The organism is Pseudonocardia sp. NPDC046786 (assembly GCF_040645415.1).
Classification (GTDB): Bacteria; Actinomycetota; Actinomycetes; order Mycobacteriales; family Pseudonocardiaceae; genus Pseudonocardia; species Pseudonocardia kongjuensis.
Window position 1 is genome coordinate 207,397 of sequence record NZ_JBEYYF010000005.1, and the last position, 21,384, is coordinate 228,780.

The following is a 21,384-nucleotide window of genomic DNA, read 5'->3' on the forward strand; positions in this document are numbered from 1 at the left end:
TTCAGACCTCCCAGCTGACGTGCAGGCTCGTCGGGCCGCGGAATCCCCAGCCCCAGAACTCGACGTCCGAGCGGGTGTCGCGCTGCAGGTTCGGGACGGCCTCGAACAGCTCCTCCAGCGCGATCCGCATGACGTGGTTGGCGTAGTAGATGCCGGCGCACGCGTGGTTGCCTGCGCCGAAGGCCAGGTGCGGCAGCGGTGGTCGGTGCAGGTCGAACCGGGTCGGCGCGTCGTATTGACCGGTGTCGTGATTGGCCGAGCCGTAGGAGAGGATCACCGGGGTTCCCGCGGGCAGGTCGATCCCGGCCACGGTGACCGCGCGCTTCGAGATCCGTGCGGTAGCCGACCAGATCGGCGACGTCCACCGCATGCCCTCGGAGATCGCGCGCGGGATCAGCGCGGGGTCGTCGACGACCTGCTCCAGCTGCTTGGGCTCGCTGAACAGCCCGACCAAGGTGGAGGCGATGCCGTGCCCCGGCTCCTGCATGGCGCCGAGCAGGTAGACGTAGATCGTCGGATAGATGTACTCGCGCTCGCGGGTCCGGCCGGGCGGCATACCGTCGTGCAGCCAGTGCGAGATGGCGCTGTCGTCGGGCCGGGTGATCCACCGGTCGATCAGTGGGTCGACGGCGGCCTGAATCTCGGCTTTCGCCCGGTCGCCCTCGACGAATCCCTCCGGGTTCGCGAACTCACCGTCCTCGGTCATGGCGGCGTTGGTGAACGACCGGCTCAGCTTGGCGAACCAGTCGCGGAGCGTGTCGGACCCGACGTCCTTCAGTCCGAGGAGATCGCCGAGGGAGCGGACGCTGACCGGCTCGCAGTACTGCGAGACGAGCTCGGCCCGTCCGTTGTTCTCGATCCGCTCCAGGTGGCGCCGGGCGATCGGGCGGACGAGGTCGTCGACGTAGCGGTCCACCTCGACCGGTTGCAGCGCCGGTTCGACCATGCCGCGCAGGTCGGCGTGGACGTCACCGTTGACGCCGATGATCGCCGGGTGGCCGAAGGTGCGGCCGCCGGCGGGGGTGATCACGGCCTCGAAGTCCGGGCTGGTGGCGATCTCCCGGCAGATCGCCGCGGTGGACGCCACGAAGGAGCCGAGGACCGGCACGAACGCGAGCGGTGCCTCGGCCCGCAGCCGCTCGTAGGTGCGGTACGGATTGCGCTCCAGCTCGGACATCGTGACGTCGTCCAGCCACGACAGGTCGGGTGTTGCGGTGTCGTTCAACGTCGTCATCGACGTGACCTCCTTCACTGCGCCGTTCGGGACGGCGAGAAGGTAGGTCTGCCGTACCGGTGACGGCGACACCGATCGCGCGGATCCGGTACCGATCGCGCGGAAATCCGTCGCGGCCTACCTGGGATAAGCTCGCGGGCATGGCCGCACGCAGAGGTGCGCCCCCTCGGGACTGGGAGCAGGTGTCGCGCACGGTCGCGGACGCCTACTTCCCGCACGAGCTCAGCCCGATCGGCGCGCGGAACGAGCCGCGCCTCACCCTCCAGACCCTCGACCTCGGTCCGGTGCTGTTGGGCTACGTCGGCTGGGGCGCCGACATCGAGCTGACCTGCGACTGCCCGGGCGCCTACGAGGTCAACATCCCGCTGACCGGGCACCTGGTGAGCCGCGCCCGCCGTGGGGTGATCACGTCGGTGTCCGGCCAGGCCGCGGTCTTCCGGGCCGACACGCCCTGCGTCATCAGCCACTGGGACGCCACGTGCACCGTGCTGGGGGTCAAGTTCGACCGGGACTGGCTCGACCGGGAGGCCGAACGTGTGCTGGGCAGCGAGCCGGCCCGGGTCGCCGGCGTCCTGCCCGACCGGCTCGACCTGGGCGCAGGGCCCGGTGAGGACTGGCGGCAGCTCGTCAACAGCCTCGCGTCGTTCCTGCGCAAACCGACGATGTTCGGGGAGTCCCCGGCGGTCCGCGAGCAGCTCGCCGGTGCGGTCGCGGCCGGATTCCTACTGACCAGCTGTCCCGACCTGGGCAACGGGCCCATCGCGCGGCCGCGCGCGATCTCCCGGGTCGTCGACGCCGTCCGGGACGACCCGGCCCGCGCGTGGACGGTGGCGGACATGGCCGCGGTCGGGAACACCACCGTGAGACGGCTCCAGGAGGGCTTCCAGGAGTGGGTCGGCTGCCCGCCGACGGAACACCTCGCGGCGGTGCGGCTGCAGCGGGCCAAGGCCGATCTCGAGGACCGCACGGAGCTCTCGGTGAGCGACGTCGCCGCACGGTGGGGATTCTCCAGCCCGAGCCGGTTCGCCGCTGCATACCGAAGGCGCTACGGCCGGTCGCCGTCCGAGGCCCGGCGCGGCACGCGGCGCTGAGCCGTCGGGTACCCCGCTCAGGGGTGCGGGCCGCCGCCGAAGCCGGTCCAGCGCAGCTCGGGCGGCAGGTGCCCCATGTCGTTGTAGAGCACCAGGGTCGGCGCCGTGCCCGGCCGGTACTCGATCACGGTGAGCGAGGCGTTGCCCGGATTGAGGCCGAGCCAGCGGTCCCGCGGCGCGTCCAGCGCGTGCCGCACCAGCCAGGCGATCGGATAGGAGTGGGTGACGAGGACCTCGTGCGTGTCGGCGACGCCGTCGCTGGTGCCGGGGGCCCGGGCGAACCGGCCGGTCAGGGCGGCCGCGCGGATCGCGCCGTCGGCGGCCTCGGCGGCGTCGTAGCCGTCGAAGAAGCCGGCCCACTCCGGGGGCGGTTCGGGCGGCACGTGCGGCACGTGGTCGACGAGCTCGGGCGCCTCGTGCAGCGCGGCGCCGGGCAGGTGCGCGGCGAGGATCTGCGCGCACCGGGCGGCCCGGGGCAGCGGCGAGTGCCGCACGGTGTCGATCGGCAGCCCGGCCAGGCGGGCGCCGAGCAGCTCGGACTGCCGCCGCCCGGTGTCGGTGAGGGTGCCGAACGCGTCGGCGGCGCCGTGCCGGACCAGGTGCAGGCGGCGGGTGCGCGGCGCGGTCATCGCCGGTCCTCGGTCGCCGGGAGGACCGCGTGCGCGTCGCGCAGCCGGTCCGCCGCGGACCGGGGGGAGCGGTTGCCGGAGATGTCGTCGGCCCAGCCGAGGAGCCGGTCGCGGTGCGGATCGGCGTCGTCGACGGTGCTGCCGGCGTGGCCGAGGACGACCCGGCCGGTGGTCCCGTCGATGGTGAGCACGGTGCCCTCACCGACCGTGCCGGCCCGGGTCGTGACCGTCCCGGCGACCGGGTCGACGGCGATATCGGCGGCGCCGACGACCGCGGGCCTGCCGAGTGCCCTGGCGACGACCGCGGCGTGACAGGCCGGGCCACCGCGGGTGGTCAGGATGCCGGCGGCGGCCGCGAGGCCGTGCATGTCGTCCGGCGACGTCTCCGGCCGGACCAGGACGACCGGGCCGTCCGCGGCCAGCCGGACCGCCGATCCGGCGGTGGTCGCGATCCGCCCGGAGACGACGCCGGGGCCTGCCCCGGTCCCCTGACCGGCGAGGACGCCGGGATCGGCGAGGATCGGCGTCCGGGCGTGCTCGAGATCGTGGCCGGTGGTCCGGCGGACCGCCTCGCGCCGGTCGATCAGCCCTGCGTCGGCGAGGTCCACCGCGATCCGCAGCGCGGCCCGCCCGGTGACCGGGGCGGGCCGGAGCTGGAGGAACCACAGGCGGCCGGACTCGTGGGTGAACTCGACGTAGCAGGGCCGCCGCAGCCGGCGTTCGGCCCGGGCGAGGGCCGCGGTCAGCTCCGGCCACAGCGCGGGCTCGCGCCCGGCCAGCTCGCCCAGCGGGTGGGTCCGGACCCGGCCGGAGACGACGTCGGGACCCCGGTGGCCGAACAGCACGTCGCCGAACGGGACCGGCTCGCCGGTGTTCGGGTCCCGGCTGAAGGCGACGCCGGACCCGCTGTGCCCGTCGCGCGCGCCGTCGACCATGACCTGCACGATCGCCGCGGTGCCCCGGTGGTGCGGGATGTCGTGCAGGGTGCGGTAGGTGCGGGCCCGGGGTGCGTCCCAGGAGGCGAACACCTCCCGCAGCGCCCCGTCGAGCGCCCCGGGCAGGTCGACGCCGAGGACGGTCCGCATCATCCCGGGCATCGACACCGCCGCACCGGAGCGGACCGCGACCGTCGACGCCCGCGGTGCGAGATCGCGCAGGGCGGCCGTCACCTCCTCGACCAGCCCGCCGGGGAGCCGGCCGGTGGCCAGCACACCGCGGCAGACCCCGGTCGTGACGACGACGGCCGGCGGCACCGGCAGCCCGAGCCGGTGCAGTTCGGCCAGTCCTCGGGCCTTCCCGCCGATGCGTGCGGCCGGCTCGTCGAGCTGTGCGGACACGGCGTGCACCCGGGTCACCGCGGGATCCCGAGGGTGGCGAGCAGGTCCTCGTGCAGCTCGGCCCACACGGCGTGGAACGAGGTGACGCTGTCGGTGGCCTCCCTGAGGTCACCGGCCCGGACCCGGCGCAGGGCCAGCGCCAGCCGCGGCCGGTACCGCCCGAACCGCCCGAGCGCTGCGGTCAGCTCCGCGCAGACGGCGGCCGCCCGCCGGTCGAGATCGGTGAACCGGTCGAGCACCCGCGCGTCGTGGGCCGGGTCGGTGTGGTCGTTCACGACGGTGCGGCCGCCGGGACCCGGGCGCAGCTGCCAGGCCGCGCAGAGGTCGAGCAGCTCGGGATTGAGCTCCAGGAACCGGTCGAGGCCTGCGATGACGGCCGGGCGGGTACCCGCCGCGGCCAGCTCGGCGGCGGTCCGCTCCGCGTCGGCGGCCCGGCCGCGGGCGCTCAGCCCCCAGGCGGCGAACGGGCCGCTGGTGCGGACCACGAGCCCGGCGGCGCCGAGGTCGATCAGCTCCGACTCGATCCCGGCGCACCGCAGCCCGGTCGCGGCCGCGATCCGTTCGACGCCGGTGTGCCCGGTGCAGCGCAGCGTGTGCAGGACCAGCAGATCCGGCGGGGTCGTCGTCGGCACGGCGTCAGCTCCGAATGTCGAGAGTTTTCAAATGTCGTCAACATCTGGATGACAGTTGTAGCATGTCCGCGGCGAGGGGAGGGGTCGATGCCGCGACTGACGCGGGCCGAGCAGCAGGAACGCACCCGCGGCGCGGTGCTGGCCGCCGCCCGGGCGGAGTTCGCCGAGCACGGGTTCTCCGCCGCGAAGGTGGACCGGGTCGCCGACCGGGCCGAGCTGACCCGGGGGGCGGTGTACTCGAACTTCGCCGGGAAGCGCGCGCTGTACCTGGCGGTGCTGGTGGACGTCGTCGAGCGGGCCCGCGAGCAGGCCGGTCCGCCCGCGACGCCGCCGGCGTCCACCGGCGCGGCGCTGGCCGAGTTCGCCCGGGTCTGGCTGGAGCGGCTCCCGTTCGTCGGCGACGCGCCCGGCAGCGGTCACCTGCAGCTGCGGTCGCTGTCCGGCGTCGTCGAGGACGGGCCCGCCCGGGACGCGCTGGCCGCGCTCGTCCGGTTCGAGGCGCTGCTGCTGGGGCTCGCGCTGGAGGCGCGGCGCCCCGGTGCCGGCCGGCGGGTGCGGACGGCCGGGCTCGCACTGACCCTGCTCGCCGGGGCCGCGGCCGTCGCGGAGAACGCACCCGGCGTCGGCGATCCGTTCGACCTGGTCCGGGCCGCGGAGCACCTCGCCGGGATCGCGATCGTCGACGACGACCGCCCGCCGTACCTGGACCACGTCGCGCCCGCCGAGACCGTCGACCAGCCGTGGGCGGCGCCGCGCGGGCTGGTCGACGAGATCAGCGGCCGCCCCGCCGAGCCGGGCCGGGACGGGGTGCTGGTCGCGCTCGGCGTGCACCGCCTGGCGGCCGCCGAGGACACGCTGCGGTCGGCCCGGCTGCGGGACGAGGTGACGGTCGCGATCGTCACCGACGACCCGGCCGAGCTGGGCCGGCTGGCCCGGCTGCGGATCGTCGACATCGCCGGCTGCCTGCGCCGGGTGTTCGCCCCCGCCGACCTGCCCCGGCTGCGCGTCGTGCTGGACGACGGGGCCGTCGCGGCCGCGCTCGGGGTGGACGCGCCGGGGACGCGCACCGAGGTCGCCGTCCGGGTGCGCGGGGGGCGGGTCGTCGCGCGGGCCGAGGGGTTCGGGGCCGGGCACGCGGTGGCCGCCTCCACCGCACTTCCGCGGGCCTGACGGCCCGCGTCACGCCCCGATGTCGGACGGATGGACGGCCAGCGGGGTCACCTGCATCGTCATGTACGGGAACAGCGGCAGCCCCCAGAGGATCTCGTGCAGCTGCTCGTTGTCGCGCACCTCGAAGATCGACAGGTTGGCGTACTCGCCGACGCAGCGCCAGATGCTGACCCACTCGCCGGACCGTTGCCACTGCTGTGACCAGGCCTTCTCCCTGGCGAGTAGGTCGCTGCGCGCCTCCGGATCCATGTCCGGCGGCAGCTCGACGGTCATCCGGACGGCGAACCGCGCGGCCATCAGGCGGCGTCCGCGGTGGGTGTCTCGGTCACGATGTGCACTCCCGGTGTGCTCGGTGGGTCAGAGGTCGGTGCGGTAGCGGGCGAGCTTGTCCGGGTCGATCTCGATGCCGAGGCCGGGGCCGGTGGGCACGCACAGCTCGCCGCCGGTGATGCGCAGCGGCTCGGTCAGCAGGTCGTCGACCATGTCGAGATAGTTCGACAGCTCGCCGGCGCGGGCGCTCGAGCTGCGGTGCGCCGCGCCGAACGCCACCGTGCACACGGTGCCGATCTGGCCGTCGATCTGGTTGCCCATGACGACCTCGGCGCCCAGCCCCTCGCACAGGTGCAGCACCCGCTGCGACCCGGTGAACCCGGTCCGGGCAGTCTTGATGCTGATCATGGTGGCGGCGCCGTCCAGGAGCTCGCGGGTCACCTCGCCGGGCCGGGTGACGGACTCGTCGGCGACGGTCGGGACGCGCGTGTGGGCGGTGAGCCGGCGCCGTCCCAGCACCTGATCGGCGGGCACGAGCTCCTCGGAGAGCGTCAGCCCGAGATCGGCCATCTCGTCGAGGGCGCGGGTGGCCTCCGACGCGGTCCAGCCGCGGTTGCCGTCGACGTAGAGCTCGACGTCGTCGCCGAGTGCGGTCCGCAGCGCCCGGCAGGCACCGGTGTCGAGGGACACCGGCCGGCGGCCGACCTTGACCTTGAACGTGCGGACGCCGTGCTCGTCGCGCATCCGCAGCGCCTCGGCGACCATGACGTCGTCGGGGGCGAAGCCGACCATGTGCGACACCCGCATCCGGTCGGTCCATCCGCCGAGCAGCTCCGACACGCCGGTGCCCAGCGCGCGGCCGATCGCGTCCCAGCAGGCCATGTCGAGCGCGGCCTTCGCGGTCGGGTTGGCGACGGTGCGGTCGAGCACGGCATGGATGCGTTCGCGCTCGAACACGCTCAGCCCGATGATCCCGGGGGCGAACAGGGTGTCGATCACGGCGCGGATCGACGTCTGGGTCTCGCCGTAGGTGTAGGGGCGGGGCGGTGCCTCCGCGACGCCGACGATGCCGTCACCGGTGTGCACCCGGACGAGCACGTGCTCGGCGGTGTGCACCTCGCCCGAGGCGAACCGCAGTGGCTTGCGGTAGGGCACGGCGAACGGGATCGCCTCGACGGCGACGATCTTCATCGGGGTCCTCCGGGGGACGGTGGTGGCGACGGGGCGAGGAAGCTGACCGAGAGGGGCCCGTCCGGTCCGGCGCCCTCGACGCACAGGCCGCCGGCCGGGTCGACGACCACCGTCCGCGGGTGCCCGCCGACCAGGCAGTCGTAGCGGCCGGCCGGGGGCAGCGCGGTGCCCGGGGCGAGGGATACCGCGCCGCCCCGGCAGGTCCCGTCGACGCGGTGCGGGCGGCCGAGGATCCGGTGGGCGGTGCCGAGATCGCCGGCGCGTACGCTCGCCCGCACGGCCGACGAGGAACACGGCGTCCGCGCGGTGTGCAGCAGCGGGACGGCATCGGTGCCGAACCCGAGATCGTGGCCGAGCGCGGCGAGGGTGTGCACGGTCCCGGCGCCGCCCGCGCCGAAGGTGAAGTTGGTGCCGACGGCGATCATCCGGGCCCGCAGCCCGTGCGCCAGCACGGCACCGGCGAACTCCGCCGGGCTGCGCCGGGCGAGGTCACGGTCGAACCGCAGCACGCACACCGCGTCCACCCCGGCGCGGGCGGCGAGCTCGGCCCGGTGTTCGACGGTGCTGAGGGCCGCGGTGTCCTTGGCGAGCCCGAGCACCCGGGCCGGGTGCGGATCGAAGGTCGCGAGCAGCACCGGCAGGCCCAGCCGGCGGCCTGCCGCGCGGGCGCGGTCGACGATCCGGCGGTGTCCGCGGTGCACGCCGTCGAACACCCCGAGGGCGACGACGCACGGGCCGAAGCCGGCGGGCACCTCGTCGGGTCCGCGCCACAGCGGGACGCCGGTGCCCGGCCGGTCGGACCGGGAGATCAGCGCGGCGGGCATGGTCGTTCTCCGATCCGGGGTGGACGTGGTGGCCGGGTCCCGCAGGGGCGCGACCCACCTGCGGGACCCGGCCGGTCGGGGTGGCTGCACCGGGTCGCCCGAGGTCCGGTGCGGGCCGCAGGGAGCCGGTCCGCACCGGACGCCGGGATCACTTGGCCAGGCATCCGCCGTCGACGACGAGCATCTGGCCGGTCATGAAGTCCGACGCGGCCGAGGCGAGGAACACGGCGGGGCCACGGATCTCCTCGGCCTCCGCGATCCGGCCCATCGGGGTGAACGCGGTGATCGCGGAGACGAAGTCCGGGTCGTCGTAGGCGCCGCCGGCCAGCCGGGTCCGGTAGAAGCCCGGGCACAGCGCGTTGACCTGGATGCCGCTGGTCGCGTACTCCAGGCCGAGCTCGCGCGTCAGGTTGACGACCGCGCCCTTGGCCGCGCTGTACGCCGGGATCGGGAACACGCTGGACGACCCGGCGAGGCCCCACATCGAGGCCACGTTGATGATCTTGCCGCTGCCCTGCCCGACCATCACCGCGAGCGCGTGCTTGGCGGTGTAGAACACGCCGTGCAGATCGACGTCGATGACCTGGTGCCAGTCCTCGGAGCTGAACCGGTGCACCGGCTCGGGATGCGCGTCGGCGATCCCGGCGTTGTTGACGAGGACGTCGAGCCGCCCGAACTCCGCCGTGGTGGCGGCGACCATCTCGCGGACCTGATCCTCCCGGGACACGTCGGCGGTGACGGCGAGTGCGCGGCGGCCGTACTTCTCCACCCGCGCGGCGGTCGCGACGGCAGCGCCGGCGTCGATGTCGGCGCACACGACGTCGGCGCCGGCGTCGGCGAGTGCCTCGGCAAACTCGGTGCCGAGGCCGGAGCCGGCCCCGGTGACGAGGGCGGTCCGGCCGGACAGGTCGAACACGGTGGGACGTGACATGGGGACTCCCCGGGATTCGGGATCGGGGTGGACGGGGGAGCGTGCCGCGCGGGCCCGCACCCCGTCACTCCGGTTCGAGGACGAAGTCGTAGTCCGAACGGATCTCGGCGCCGTTGCCGGTCGGCTGCGGATCGAGGACCAGGTCCGGCTTCGTCGCGGACGCCACATCCGAGTCGAGGTACTCGTCACCGGTGAAGAACAGCTGCGTGGTGACGGTCCGGTGGCCGGGCGCGGCGACCAGCAGGTGCAGGTGGGCGGGCCGCCAGGGGCTCCAGCCGGCCGCCAGGGTCAGCTTCCCGGTCGGCCCGTCCAGCGGGATGGTGTAGGGGGCGGGTTTGCGGGTGCGGATCTCGAACCGGCCCTCGTCGTCGCAGGTGACGACGCCGCGGAGGTTCCCGGCGGGCGGCTTCTCGGCGAAGCCGGAGTACCAGCCCTCGTCGTCGGTGTGCCAGATGTCGACGGTGGCACCGGCCAGCGGGGTCCCGTCGGTGCCGCGCACCTGACCGGCCAGGACGAACGGGGTGCCCGGCTCGTCGTCGCGCATCGGCAGGGTGGCGGGGGAGGTCAGCTGCGCCTGACCGTCGAGCCAGAACGGTCCGAGGATCGTGCCGGTGGAGCCGCCCTGGCTTTCCGCGGCGACCCGCTCGACCTCGAACTCGAGGTAGACGTCGAGGAACAGCGGCCACTCGCCGGTGTCGGACACGTCGATCAGCCAGCGCTTGAAGGCGTCGAACTCGGCGTAGCCGACCCGGTGGTCGCGGATCGCGGCGCGGATGCCCTCGAGGGCAGCGCCGACCACGGTGGCGATGCGCTCGGAGTCGGCGGCGCCGGTGGCGCCCCGCCGGCTGGACAGGCCCTGGCGGGCCGATTCGGTGGCGTTGGCGCCGGCCAGGCCCGCGCCGGAGCCCGGGTGCTCGGTGGTGGTCATGTGGTGGAGACCTTTCGGGTGCGGACGAGTGCGGGCGTCAGCGGCCGTTGCGGCCGAGCAGGCGGACGTCGTCGTTGTTGATCAGGTCGGACACGGTCCAGCCCGTGAGGTCGTACTCGGACAGGCACTGCTCGGCGAAGCCCTTCATCGCGCCCGCGGCGCCGGACGCCTCGGCGGCGAAGAGCAGCTCGGCGCGCACGCCCTCGTGGTTGCCCGAGTAGTTGCGCTCGTAGAGCTCGTGGCGGCCGCCGAACTCGGTGCCGATCGAGTCCCAGATCAGCTTCATGAGCTTGACCCGGTCGACGGCCTCGTAGCCGTTCGATCCGCGCACGTACTTGTCCAGGTAGGGCCGGACCTCGGGGGACAGGAAGTCCGCGGAGTGGCTCGGCAGGTAGATCAGCGAGGCGCCGAGGTCCTGCATGATGATCTCGCGGACCCGCGGGTAGCCCAGCGTCATGAACCAGCGGTAGGCCAGGCCGTAGTCGAGCTTGGGCAGCTTCGCGCCATTGACCCACTCGTCGGGATTGGCGCACATCGCGTCAGACAGCGCCCAGAACATGTTGCGCCAGGCGATCACTTCACCGACCCGGGTCTGCACGCCGCGGAAGTCCTTGGAGCCGGTCACCTCCAGGCCCTTCATCAGCAGGCCCGCGATGAAGTCGAGCTTGACCGCGAGCCGGGTGACGCCGTGGAAGGTGAAGCGGTGCAGGAAGCCGGAGCCGGGGAAGAACGTCGACGCCTTCTCCGCGTCACCGTAGATGAACACGTTCTCCCAGGGGATCAGGACCTTGTCGAGGATGAAGATCGTGTCGTTCTCGTCGAGTCGCGAGGAGAGCGGGTAGTCGAACGGGGAGCCCGTCGCCGCGGCCTGCTGGGCGTAGGACGGGCGGCAGATCAGCTTCATCCCCGGCGCACCCATCGGCACCGTGCAGACCAGCGAGTACTCCCGCTTCTTGATCGGCAGCCCGTAGTGGGCGAGGAAGTTGAAGTGGGTGATCGCCGAACCGGTGGCCACCACCTTCGCCCCGGACACCACGACGCCGTTGTCGTTCTCCTCCTCGACGTGCATGAACACGTCGGAGATCTCGTCCGGCGGGCGGTGCCGGTCGACCGGCGGGTTGATGATCGCGTGGTTCCAGTAGAGGACCTTCTCCTGGGACTCGGTGTACCAGCGGCGCGCGTTGGCGGCGTAGGGGTCGTAGAACTCCGAGTTCGCGCCCAGGGTGCCGAGGAATGCGGCCTTGTAGTCGGGCGAGCGGCCCATGAAACCGTAGGTCATCCGGGCCCACTCGGCGATCGCGTCGCGGTCGCGGCGCAGGTCGTCGACCGAGTGCGGGGTCCGGAAGAACGGGTGCGTGACCCCGCTGCTGCCGGTGTCGGTGGGCACCGTGAGCAGGTCGCGCCTGTCCGGGTCGTGCAGCGCGTCGTAGAGCCGCGCGGTCATCCGGACCGCGTTGCGGAACGCCGGGTGGGTCGTGACGTCGCCGACCTTCTCGCCGTAGAGGTAGACCTCGCGGTCGTCGCGCAGGCTCTCGACGTACTCGTCGCCGGTCATCGGCCGGGTGGCCCGGCCGTCGGCGTCGGTGGGGGTGGTGACGGAATCCTGTTGCAGGGTCATCGTCGACTCCTCGGAGTGGTGGAGGGCACCGTCGGCGCCGGGGTGGACGGGGTGGTGTGCGCCCGGGGGATCCACGACTGGCCGTCCGGGCCGTCGGCGGAGTCGCCCCAGAGCAGCGGTTCGTGGTCGCCGCCGAGATGGTGGAACCGGCCGGTGTGGAACAGCAGCGGCGCGCCCTCGTGGATCAGGAACTCCTGCACCTCACCGAGGTAGAGAACGTGGTCGCCGCCGTCGTAGGACTGCCACGGGGTGCACGAGATGTGTGCCAGCGCGCCGTCCAGCCGGGGCGCGCCGCAGGCGCTGTCGGGAAGCCAGCCGACCTCCTGGTTGGGGCGGCCCGCGAAGTGCAGGGCGAGGTCCTTCTGCGCGCTCTCCAGCACGTTCACGGTGAACGGCCGGTGCTCGGCCTCGACCAGGCCGCACAGCCGTGAGCGCCGGTCGAGCGAGACGAGGACCAGCGGCGGATCGAGCGACACCGCGGTGAACGCGTTGACCGTCGCCCCGTGCGGGCGGTCGTCGGCGCCGCGGCAGGTGATCACCGTGACGCCGGTGGTGAAGTGCCCCAGGCAGGCGCGGAGCTCGCGCGGATCGATCGCCACCGGTCCTCCTCTAGGGATGGGTGGGGCCGCGTGCCTCAGAGCGAGGCGCGCAGGTGTGCCAGGACGGCGTCGTGGACCTCGCTGCTGCGCGGGACGGCGGCGGACGCCCAGTACACGGCGTGCACGAGGCCGTCGGCCCGGGTCGCGGTGACCGGGGTGCCCGCGGCGTCGAGCGCGGCGGCGAACGACTCGCCCTCGTCCCGGAGCGGGTCGAACTCGGTGCTGAGCACGAGGGTCGGCGGCAGCCCGGCCAGGTCGTTCGCCGGCAGTGCCAGCCGCGGGTCGGCCACGTCGCCGGGTCCGGTGACGTACTGCGCCCCGAACCAGGCGAGCGCCTCCAGGTGGATGAGGTAGCCCTCGGCGTACTCGGTGCGCGAGGCGGTCTCGGCCACCGGGTCGACGAGCGGGTACAGCAGCACCTGGGAGCGCACGGCCGGCCCGCCCTCGTCCCGGGCCCGGATGACGGCGGCCGCGGCGAGGTTGGCGCCCGCGCTGTCGCCGAGCACGGCGATCCGGGCGGGATCGCCGCCGTGCGCAGCGATTTCCCGGGCGGTCCACCGGAGCGCGGCGAAGGCGTCGTCGTGCGCGGCCGGGAACCGGGCCTCCGGGGCCCGCCGGTAGGTCGCGGTCACGACGACGGCACCGGCGTCGAGCGCGAGGGCGCGGGCGCGTTCGTCGACGACGTCCAGCCCGCCGCCGACGAAACCGCCGCCGTGCACGTAGAGCACCACCGGGAACGGGCCGCCGCCGTGCGGGACGTGGATCCGCAGCCGCTGCTCGGGATCGGGGCCGTAGCCCGCCTCGACGACGGCGGCGACCTCGCGGGCCGGGAGCTGCAGACCGGTGAAGCTGTCGACGACGGCGCGGGTGCCGTCCACGCCGAGCTTCTCGAAGGACTGGAAGCCCTGCGCGCCGAGGCCGTCGATCAGCGCCTTGACATCGGGGTCGAGTGGCATGGGTACCGGTCCTCTCAGGCCTGCGCGAGCGCGCGGTCGGAGCTGCTGGAGATCGCGAAGCCCTGGTATCCGGCGGCGACGACCTCGTCGCACCGGGCGCGGTAGCCGGGTGCGCCGCCGAGGTAGACCAGCACCCGTTTCGGCTTGCCGGGCACGTTGTTGCCCATGTACCAGGAGGTGGGGGAGTCGGGCAGCAGGGTCGCCTGGGCGAGCTCGTTGGTGTGCGCGACCCAGTCGCGCTCCGCATCCGGGGTGGGCTCGATGACCGAGCTGCCGGTGGACTCGACGTACCGGATCGCCTCGACCGAGAAGTCGACGTGGTCCTCGATGGCGAGCGGCATGTTGTAGAGCACCGAGGGGCTCTGCGGGCCGGTGATCATGAACAGGTTCGGGAAGCCGGCCGACATCAGGCCGAGGTAGGTCTGCGGGCCGTCCGCCCAGTGGTCGGCGAGCCGGAGCCCGTTGCGGCCGGTGATGTTCATGGCGAGCAGCGGGCCGGTGCAGGCGTCGAAGCCGGTGGCGAGAACCAGCACGTCGAACCGGTGCTCGGTGCCGTCGGCGAGCCGCACCCCGGTCCCGGTGACGGCGTCGATCGGGTTGGACCGCACGTCGACCAGCTCGACGTTGGGCCGGTTGTAGGCCTCGTAGTAGTCCGTCTCCAGCGGCGGCCGCTTGGTGCCGTACGGGTGGTCGCGCGGGGCCAGGAGCTCCGCGGTCGCCGGGTCCTGCACGCGTTCGCGGATGCGGTCCCGGATGTACTGGGCGACGGTGTCGTTCGCCTCGTGGTCGAACAGGATGTCGCCGAAGGAGTCGATGAACAGCCGGAATCCGCCGCGGTTCCAGCGGTCGTCGAACACCTCGCGGCGCTCCTCGGGGGTCGCGGCGAGCGCGGAGGGCTGCACCTCGGAGTAGGGGACGCCGAGGAAGTGGTTGCGCGAGGCGTCCCGCAGGGCGCGGTAGTCGGCCTTCTCGGCTGCCTCCTCGGCGGGATCGGTGGGGTAGTTGCCGATCGGGGTGGCGTAGTTCGGGGTGCGCTGCAGCACGGTGAGGTGCCCGGCGGTCTTGGCGATCTCGCTGATCGCCTGGATGCCCGATGAACCGACACCGACGATCCCGACCCGCTTGCCCTCGAAACCGACCTCGTGCTGCGGCCAGTTGCCGGTCGCGTAGGTCTCGCCGGCGAAGTTCTCGATCCCGCCGAACTCGGGTTCCTTCGGGACGGAGAGGGTTCCGGCGCCCGAGACGACGTAGCGCGCGGTGTGCAGCTCGCCGGTGTCGGTGGTGGCCGTCCAGTGCGCGCTGTCGTCGTCCCAGGTGAGCGCGACGATCCTGGTGCCGAACCGGATGCTGCGGCGGAGGTCGAACCGGTCGGCGACGTGCTCGAGGTAGCGCAGGATCTCCGGCTGTGCCGGGAAGCGCTCGGTCCAGTGCCACTCCTGCTGGAGGGCGTCGTCGAACGAGTACGAGTAGTGGACGCTCTCGATGTCGACGCGCGCCCCGGGGTAGCGGTTCCAGTACCAGGTACCGCCCACGTCGTCGGCGGCGTCGAAGGCGATGACGTTCTTGGACTCTTTGTCGCGGAGTGCGTGGATGGCGTACAGGCCGGCGAACCCGGCCCCGATGATGATCGCGTCGTGACTCTCGGCGGTGGGGGACACCACTGGAACCAGCCTCCTTGCGGGTGACGTGGTGACGGCCCCCGGATCGATCCGGCGGGCCGTGTAGTCGCGACAACACCGTGCTGGCGGGGTCCGGACGGCCGACAGCGTGGAAGCACCCCACCGCCGGCCGGGGTGGTACCCGCGGCCGCGGCGGGCGTTACCCGGGTACTTACCGAGCGTCATCAGGTATAGCGTCGGCGGGGTTCTGTGCCACCGTGGGCGGCACTCACGGGATGGGGAGGCGTCATGGTCGACGTCGCCGGGCAGGACCGGCGCGAACGTCAGGTTCCGCGGGGCCGGCACCGCCTGGCAACGGCGCTCGACAGCTTCGTGGGTCGCGAGTCGGACATCGCCCGCCTGCACGAGGAGTTGCGGAGGCACCGCCTCGTGTCGGTGACCGGTCCCGGTGGCGTCGGCAAGACCAGGACCGCGCTGACCGCCGCCGAGCTGTGGGACGACGACGTGTACGTCGTGGAGCTCGCCAGCGTCGCCGACCCGTCGCAGATCGCGCCCACCGTGGCCACCGCGATCGGCGTGGCCGACCAGTCGAACCGGGACGCCGTCGACCGGGTGATCGGGCATCTGGCCGCCGCGCCGTCGCTGCTGGTCGTCGACAACTGCGAGCACCTGGTCGAGGGCACCGTGCGCCTGCTGCTGCGGCTGCTCGCCGATCTGCCCGAGCTGACCGTGCTGGCGACCAGCCGGTCCGCGCTCGGGGTGCGCGGCGAGCAGGTGCACCGGCTCGATCCGCTCGCCGTCCCGGAGACCGGTTCCAGTGACGGACGGTCCCTCACCGAGGTGCCGTCGGTCCGGCTGCTGCTCGACCGCGCCCGCGGCGTGCTGCCCGAGTTCCGGATCAACGACGACAACTGCGACGCGGTCGTGGCGCTCTGCCGCAAGCTGGACGGCCTCCCGCTCGCCATCGAGCTCGCCGCGGTCCGGCTGCGCTCCCTGTCCGTCTCGCAGGTCGTCGAGCGGCTGGACGGGCGCCTGCACCTGCTGGCCGCACCCGGCCCCGGCACCGAGCCGCGCCAGCAGTCGCTGCGCGCCCTGATCGCCTGGAGCTACGACCTGTGCAGCCAGGCCGAGCAGCTGCTGTGGGCCCGGATGTCGGTGTTCCCCGCGTCGGTCGGCCTGGAGACCCTGGAGGGGGTCTGCGGGCACGGCGACCTGGCCGGGGACCGGCTGCTCGACGCGCTGGACGGCCTGATCGGGAAGTCGGTCGTGGTGGCCGACCGGGACGGTGAGGAGCTGCGGTACCGGCAGTTCGTCTCCCTCCGGGAGTACGGCGCCGAGCAGCTCGACGCGTCGGGGTGCACCGAGGAGATCCGCCGCCTGCACCGTGACCACTACATCGCGGTCGCCACGACGGTGCTCGACCGCTGGTGCGGCCCGCACCAGGCACGCGACCTCGCCCGCCTGCGGCTGGACCATCCCAACCTGCTCGCCGCGCTCGGGTTCAGCGCGAGCACGCCCGGAGAGGCGGTCGCCGGCGCCCGGCTCGCCTCGCTGCTGCGCTACCACTGGATCGCCGGCGGTTTCCTCACCTACGGGCGGCGCTGGCTGGAGCGGCTGCTGCGCCGGCTCGACGCCCGTACCCCGGAGCGCGGCGAGGCGCTGTGGGTGGTGGCGTGGGTCGCCCTGATCCAGGGCGACCGCTCGGTGGCCCGTGAGTACCTGGACGAGTGCACGACGATCGCCGAGGAGCTCGGCGACATCGCCATGCAGGGGCACGCCGCCCACTGGACCGCCCTGATGAACCTGTTCGAGGGCGACCTGCAGGAGGCCGTGGAGCGGTACCGGTACGCGATCGAGCTGCATCGCAAGGTCGGAGACGTTCCCGCAGAGCTCGCGGCCGGCTTTCAGCTCGGGATGGCCGAGACCTACCACGACCGGCCGCAGCAGGCCCTGTCGACCGTCGCGGCGGTGACAGAGCGGGCGACCGCCGACGGTGAGATGTGGAACCACGGCTACGCCCGCTGGGTGGAGGCGATCGCCAGGTTGCACCTGGGCGAGCTGGAGGCCGCCCGCGACGCGATCCTGAGCACCCTGCTGATCGAGCGGGACTTCCGGGACGGCGTCTGCACCGCGCTGAGCGTCGAGGTCTCCTCGTGGATCATGACCGCGATGGGCCGGGCGGCGGACGGGGCGACCCTGTCCGGGGTCGCCGCGGGGGTCTGGCGGCGCCTCGGCACCTCACTCGCGGCGTTCGGCCCGCACGCCTCGGCCGAGGGGCGCGCCTGCGGCGAGCAGATCGATCATGCGCTCGGCGCCGCGGTCGCCGGGACCCTCCGGAACGAGTACGGGGGTGCCGACGTGGTCGACGCCGTCCGGATCTGCACCGGGATCATCACGGCCGCCGGCTCCGGGCGGCCGGACCGGACATCCCGGATGGCCGGGCGCACCCTGGCCGAGCTGACCGCCCGGGAGGAGGAGGTCGCACTGCTCATCGCCGAGGGGCTCAGCAACAAGGCGATCGCGCAACGGCTCGTCATCTCCCGCCGCACCGTCGACGGCCACGTCGAGCGCATCCTGCGCAAGCTCGACGCCGAGTCCCGCATCCAGGTCGCGACGTGGGTGATCGAGCAGAGCCACCGGGCCGGGTCACCCGGTGACGCGCCGGACGGAGTGGGGTGATCTCACGCTGTGGCGTTCGGGCGGGAGGGCGCCGCGGTGCTCGTCGCCGACATCGAGGCCATGCGGCCCGGTGGCGAGGAGACGGTCCGGCTGGTCGAGGAGGCCGACTTCGACCGCATCATGGGGATCGACGTCAAGGCGTCCGGCTCTCGATGAAGGACGGGCTGCTGCACATGACGCGCAACGGCGGCGGCACCATCGTCAACACCGCGTCCGAGGCGGGGCTCGTCGGCACCCCGATCGCCGGGCCCTACGTCGCCGCGAAGCACGCCGTCATCGGCCTGACCAGGAGCGCCGCCGGCGAGTACGCCAACATGGAGATCCGGGTCAACGCCGTGGCGCCCGGGGGCGATCGCCAGCAGGATGGTGCTCGACCTGCCCGAGGCCGGCCGGGAGATGCTGGCGGCGCCGCAGCCGATGCACCGTCCGGGCAGCCCGGAGGAGGTGGCCGAGTCGGTCGTGTTCCTGTGCTCGGACCTCGCCTCGTTCATCACCGGGACGGTGCTGTCCATCGACGGTGGGGCCACGTCCAACGCGCGGTCCTACGACCCGGCGCTGAGCCCGGCGGCGCCCACCGGCTGAGGCACCGCCCCCCGTCCCGCTTCAAGCTATAGCGCGGCAGGGGGCTTGCCACAAGCCCCCGATCATGCCGCAGGCTCTCCCGCCGATGCCGCTCCGCCGAGCGGCACGGGCACACGGGGGGACGATGACCGACACCGGCAGCATCACGACCGGTCGCTGGGTTCGCGATCTGCGGGAGCTCGACGGGAGCATGATCGCGCTGGTCGGGGGCAAGGCCGCGCACCTGGGGGAGCTGTCCCGGATCGACGGCGTCGAGGTGCCGGCGGGCTACTGCGTGACGACGGAGGCGTTCCGGGCGTTCACGGCGCAGGTACCCGGGTTCGACGAGCTGCTCGACCGGCTCGCGCAGGACGACCCGGCCGGGACCGCCGCGCGGATCCGGTCCGCGATGGAGTCGACCCCGGTCCCCGGCGACCTGGCCGCGGAGATCGCCGGGCCGGTCGACGGGGCCGGCCGGGCGGTCCGGTCCAGCGCGACCGCCGAGGACCTGCCGACGGCGTCGTTCGCCGGCCAGCAGGACACCTACCTCAACGTCGTCGGCCCGGCGGCGGTCGTCGGGCACGTCCGGTCCTGCTGGGCGTCGCTGTTCACCGAGCGGGCCGTGGCGTACCGGGCGCAGCACGGCATCGACCACCGTGCGGCGCGGATGGCGGTCGTCGTGCAGGAGATGGTCGACCCGCACGCCTCGGGTGTGCTGTTCACGGCCGACCCGGTGACGTCGAACCGGAGGGTGGTGGCCGTCGAGGCGTGCCTCGGCCTCGGCGAGGCACTGGTCTCCGGCCAGGTGGACGCCGACCACCACACGGTGCGCGACGGCGTCGTCGGGACGACCGTCGGCGCCACGGAGCCGGCCGTCCGCGCAGCGCCGGGCGGCGGGACGTGGACCCGGGAGATCGGGCCGGAGCTGCGCCGCCGGCCGGCGCTGACCGACGCGCAGGTGCTGGAGCTGGCGCGGCTCGGCAGGCGGATCGAGGCGCACCTGGGCGGTCCGCAGGACATCGAGTGGTGCCTGGCCGACGGCCGGTTCCGGATCGTGCAGAGCAGGCCGATCACCACACTGTTCCCGGTCCCGGTGACCACCGACGACCGGTTCCACGTCTACGTGTCGGTCGGGCACCAGCAGATGATGACCGACGCGATGACGCCGCTGGGCCTGTCCGTCTGGCAGCTGACCACGCCGAAGCAGATGGCCGAGGCGGGCGGACGGCTGTTCGTCGACGTCGCCGACCAGCTGGCGTCGCCGGCGACCCGGGAGCTGATCCTGGACGGCCTGGGCAACTCGGACCCGCTGATCCGGGACGCGCTGCAGACCGTCCTCGACCGTGGCGAGATCGTCCCGGCCGAGCCTGCGGCGGCCGCGGCCCCGCCACCGGGGGTCGCCGAGCCGGACCCGATCGACGCCGATCCGGCGCTCGTCGAGGAGCTCGTCGCGCACTGGCGTGCCTCGCTGGCCGGCGTCGAACGGGACATCGCGGAGCTCCGGGGACCGGAGCTGTTCGACTTCCTGGTGGCGGATCTCGCGGAGCTGCAGCGGCTGCTGGTCGAGCCGCGCAGCCACCAGGTGATCATGGCCGGAATGCAGGCCACCTGGTGGCTCAACGACCGGATGCGCGAGTGGCTGGGGGAGGAGAACGCGGCCGACACGCTGGCCCGGTCCGCACCCGGCAACGTCACCTCGGAGATGGGGCTCGCGCTGCTGGACGTCGCCGACGCGATCCGCCCGCACCCGGCGGTGGTCGCCTTCCTGCGGAACGTCCCCGGCGACGGCTTCCTCGACGAGCTGCCGGAGCTGCCCGGCGGCACGCAGGCGCAGGACGCGATCCGCGGCTATCTCGACCGGTACGGCGCGCGCTGCGTCGGTGAGATCGACATCGCCCGGCCGCGGTGGGCCGAACGCCCGACCGAGCTCGTGTCGGTGCTGCTCGGCAACATCGACAACGCCGGACCCGGCGCCGGCCGCGACCGCTTCGAGCAGGGCGGGCAGGAAGCGGCGGCGAAGGAACGGGACCTGCTGGACCGGCTGCGGCAGCTCCCGGACGGCGACCGGAAGGCCGACCGGACCACGGCGATGATCGACCGTCTCCGGACCTTCGCCGGGTACCGCGAGTACCCCAAGTTCGGGATGGTCGGCCGGTACTCCGCCTACCGGCGGGCGCTGCTGCGGGAGGCCGACCGGCTGGTGCGGGCCGGCGTGCTCGACGACCGGGAGGACTGCTTCTTCCTGCGGCTCCACGAGTTCCACGACGTCGCACGCACCGGCCGGGTCGATCGCGAGCTGGTCCGCCGTCGCCGGTCCGAGCTCGCGGCGTTCCGGGCGCTCACCCCGCCCCGTGTGCTCACCTCGGACGGCGAGACCGTCGCCGGGGCCTACCGGCGCGCCGACCTGCCCGACGGCGCGCTGGCCGGGCTGCCGGCGTCCACCGGGCTCGTCGAGGGGCGCGCCCGGGTCGTGCCCGACCTGGCCGGGGCCGAGTTGCGCACCGGCGACATCCTGGTCACCGCCTTCACCGATCCCAGCTGGACACCGGCGTTCGTCACGGTCGGCGGGCTGGTGACGGAGGTGGGCGGGCTGATGACGCACGGTGCGGTGATCGCCCGCGAGTACGGGCTGCCCGCGGTCGTCGGGGTGGCGGGCGCGACCGGGCTGATCCGGGACGGGCAGCGGATCCGGGTCGACGGCACGAGCGGGTACGTGGAGATCCTGACCGGCCGCTGACCCGGGGCACGACTGGTTTCCGTTGCGGCACAGTCGTTTCCTGGGGGAGCGGTGCCGGCCGTTGGTCAGCGCCGGCCGCCATCGGCATGACGCTCTCGCCGCAGATCCTGGCCCTCCCGCAGGGCGAGTCCTTCGGCGTGGAGCTCGGCCCGGTGGAGATCCCGGCGCTCGACGCCGACGTCCTCGTGCTGTTCGACGGCGGTGACGCCGAGGCCCGGACCGCGCTGGAGCAGAACGCGCTCTCGAGCGGCTGCCCGTCGTCCAGCGGGACGCGATCGTGACCTACGACTACGACGAGTTCATCGGGCTCCGCAGCTCCTCGCCGCTGTCCGTCCCGTGGATCCCGGACCGGATCGCCCCCGGTCTGTCCGAGGCCGC

Annotated in this window: 20 protein-coding genes and 1 pseudogene; 8 read left to right on the forward strand and 13 right to left on the reverse strand. The window is 73.6% G+C overall.

All coding sequences use genetic code 11. From position 1 onward, the window contains the following. Position 1 precedes the first annotated feature (1 nt). Positions 2-1,234, reverse strand: a complete 1,233-nt coding sequence (locus tag ABZ881_RS08490; RefSeq protein WP_358482912.1) for a cytochrome P450 — start codon at positions 1,232-1,234, stop codon at positions 2-4. Between the two features lie 140 nt (positions 1,235-1,374). On the opposite strand from ABZ881_RS08490, the gene ABZ881_RS08495 reads away from it, so the two are divergent. After that, positions 1,375-2,325 (forward strand): AraC family transcriptional regulator, encoded by a 951-nt coding sequence (locus ABZ881_RS08495; protein ID WP_358482913.1) that lies wholly within the window; start codon positions 1,375-1,377, stop codon positions 2,323-2,325. A 17-nt stretch (positions 2,326-2,342) separates the two neighbouring features. Here the strand turns inward: ABZ881_RS08495 and ABZ881_RS08500 are convergent, their stop codons facing one another. The 3 genes from ABZ881_RS08500 to ABZ881_RS08510 are packed head-to-tail and all read right to left on the reverse strand — an operon-like array spanning position 2,343 to position 4,923. Continuing rightward, on the reverse strand, positions 2,343-2,954 hold the full coding sequence (locus tag ABZ881_RS08500) for a histidine phosphatase family protein (RefSeq protein ID WP_358482915.1): 612 nt from the start codon (positions 2,952-2,954) through the stop codon (positions 2,343-2,345). Continuing rightward, a complete protein-coding gene (locus ABZ881_RS08505) occupies positions 2,951-4,309 on the reverse strand; it encodes a PEP/pyruvate-binding domain-containing protein (protein WP_358482917.1) in 1,359 nt (452 codons plus the stop codon). Before ABZ881_RS08505 ends, ABZ881_RS08500 begins: the two co-directional genes overlap by 4 nt. Beyond that, entirely contained in the window at positions 4,306-4,923 is a 618-nt protein-coding gene (locus ABZ881_RS08510) for a transcriptional regulator (protein ID WP_358482919.1), read from the reverse strand. The genes ABZ881_RS08505 and ABZ881_RS08510 overlap by 4 nt, the downstream gene beginning before the upstream one ends. A gap of 87 nt (positions 4,924-5,010) precedes the next feature. Here ABZ881_RS08510 and ABZ881_RS08515 point away from each other — a divergent pair, with 87 nt between their 5' ends. Beyond that, complete coding sequence (locus ABZ881_RS08515; RefSeq protein WP_358482921.1) at positions 5,011-6,093, forward strand: TetR family transcriptional regulator; 1,083 nt, start codon at positions 5,011-5,013, stop codon at positions 6,091-6,093. Positions 6,094-6,102: 9 nt separating this feature from the next. Here ABZ881_RS08515 and ABZ881_RS08520 read toward each other — a convergent pair whose 3' ends face one another. The 9 genes from ABZ881_RS08520 to ABZ881_RS08560 all read right to left on the reverse strand — a co-directional run bounded on the left by ABZ881_RS08520 (position 6,103) and on the right by ABZ881_RS08560 (position 15,068). Beyond that, on the reverse strand, positions 6,103-6,390 hold the full coding sequence (locus ABZ881_RS08520) for a muconolactone Delta-isomerase family protein (RefSeq protein ID WP_344019979.1): 288 nt from the start codon (positions 6,388-6,390) through the stop codon (positions 6,103-6,105). 60 nt (positions 6,391-6,450) lie between these two features. Then, complete coding sequence (locus tag ABZ881_RS08525; RefSeq protein WP_358482923.1) at positions 6,451-7,554, reverse strand: enolase C-terminal domain-like protein; 1,104 nt, start codon at positions 7,552-7,554, stop codon at positions 6,451-6,453. Beyond that, the gene (locus ABZ881_RS08530; RefSeq protein ID WP_358482925.1) at positions 7,551-8,378 is read right to left on the reverse strand and encodes a cytidyltransferase; all 828 of its coding nucleotides are present in this window, start codon (positions 8,376-8,378) and stop codon (positions 7,551-7,553) included. Before ABZ881_RS08530 ends, ABZ881_RS08525 begins: the two co-directional genes overlap by 4 nt. Positions 8,379-8,526: 148 nt before the next feature. Next, entirely contained in the window at positions 8,527-9,309 is a 783-nt protein-coding gene (locus tag ABZ881_RS08535; RefSeq protein WP_358482927.1) for a glucose 1-dehydrogenase, read from the reverse strand. A 64-nt stretch (positions 9,310-9,373) separates the two neighbouring features. Beyond that, positions 9,374-10,237, reverse strand: a complete 864-nt coding sequence (locus ABZ881_RS08540; RefSeq protein ID WP_358482930.1) for a dioxygenase — start codon at positions 10,235-10,237, stop codon at positions 9,374-9,376. 37 nt (positions 10,238-10,274) lie between these two features. Further along, on the reverse strand, positions 10,275-11,855 hold the full coding sequence (locus tag ABZ881_RS08545; protein ID WP_358482932.1) for a 4-hydroxyphenylacetate 3-hydroxylase N-terminal domain-containing protein: 1,581 nt from the start codon (positions 11,853-11,855) through the stop codon (positions 10,275-10,277). Further along, complete coding sequence (locus ABZ881_RS08550) at positions 11,852-12,454, reverse strand: flavin reductase family protein (RefSeq protein ID WP_358482933.1); 603 nt, start codon at positions 12,452-12,454, stop codon at positions 11,852-11,854. Before ABZ881_RS08550 ends, ABZ881_RS08545 begins: the two co-directional genes overlap by 4 nt. A 35-nt stretch (positions 12,455-12,489) precedes the next feature. Further along, positions 12,490-13,410 carry an alpha/beta hydrolase gene (locus ABZ881_RS08555; RefSeq protein ID WP_358482935.1) on the reverse strand — a complete coding sequence of 307 codons (921 nt, stop codon included), beginning with the start codon at positions 13,408-13,410 and terminating at the stop codon, positions 12,490-12,492. A gap of 14 nt (positions 13,411-13,424) precedes the next feature. After that, on the reverse strand, positions 13,425-15,068 hold the full coding sequence (locus ABZ881_RS08560) for an NAD(P)/FAD-dependent oxidoreductase (RefSeq protein WP_358482937.1): 1,644 nt from the start codon (positions 15,066-15,068) through the stop codon (positions 13,425-13,427). Between the two features lie 249 nt (positions 15,069-15,317). Between ABZ881_RS08560 and ABZ881_RS08565 the strand changes: the two genes are divergently transcribed. From ABZ881_RS08565 to ABZ881_RS08590, 6 genes and pseudogenes are all read left to right on the forward strand, one after another. Beyond that, positions 15,318-17,708 (forward strand): LuxR C-terminal-related transcriptional regulator, encoded by a 2,391-nt coding sequence (locus tag ABZ881_RS08565; protein WP_358482939.1) that lies wholly within the window; start codon positions 15,318-15,320, stop codon positions 17,706-17,708. Between the two features lie 9 nt (positions 17,709-17,717). Continuing rightward, positions 17,718-17,864 (forward strand): hypothetical protein, encoded by a 147-nt coding sequence (locus tag ABZ881_RS08570; protein ID WP_358482941.1) that lies wholly within the window; start codon positions 17,718-17,720, stop codon positions 17,862-17,864. 17 nt (positions 17,865-17,881) lie between these two features. Continuing rightward, positions 17,882-17,998 (forward strand): annotated as a pseudogene (locus tag ABZ881_RS08575) (SDR family NAD(P)-dependent oxidoreductase); the annotation flags it as partial. Between the two features lie 73 nt (positions 17,999-18,071). After that, positions 18,072-18,290 (forward strand): SDR family oxidoreductase, encoded by a 219-nt coding sequence (locus tag ABZ881_RS08580; RefSeq protein WP_358482943.1) that lies wholly within the window; start codon positions 18,072-18,074, stop codon positions 18,288-18,290. A 124-nt stretch (positions 18,291-18,414) separates the two neighbouring features. Next, positions 18,415-21,006, forward strand: coding sequence for a rifamycin-inactivating phosphotransferase (gene rph / locus ABZ881_RS08585; RefSeq protein WP_358482945.1), 2,592 nt, complete (start codon positions 18,415-18,417; stop codon positions 21,004-21,006). Between the two features lie 86 nt (positions 21,007-21,092). Continuing rightward, positions 21,093-21,287, forward strand: coding sequence for a hypothetical protein (locus ABZ881_RS08590; RefSeq protein WP_358482947.1), 195 nt, complete (start codon positions 21,093-21,095; stop codon positions 21,285-21,287). Positions 21,288-21,384: the final 97 nt, after the last annotated feature.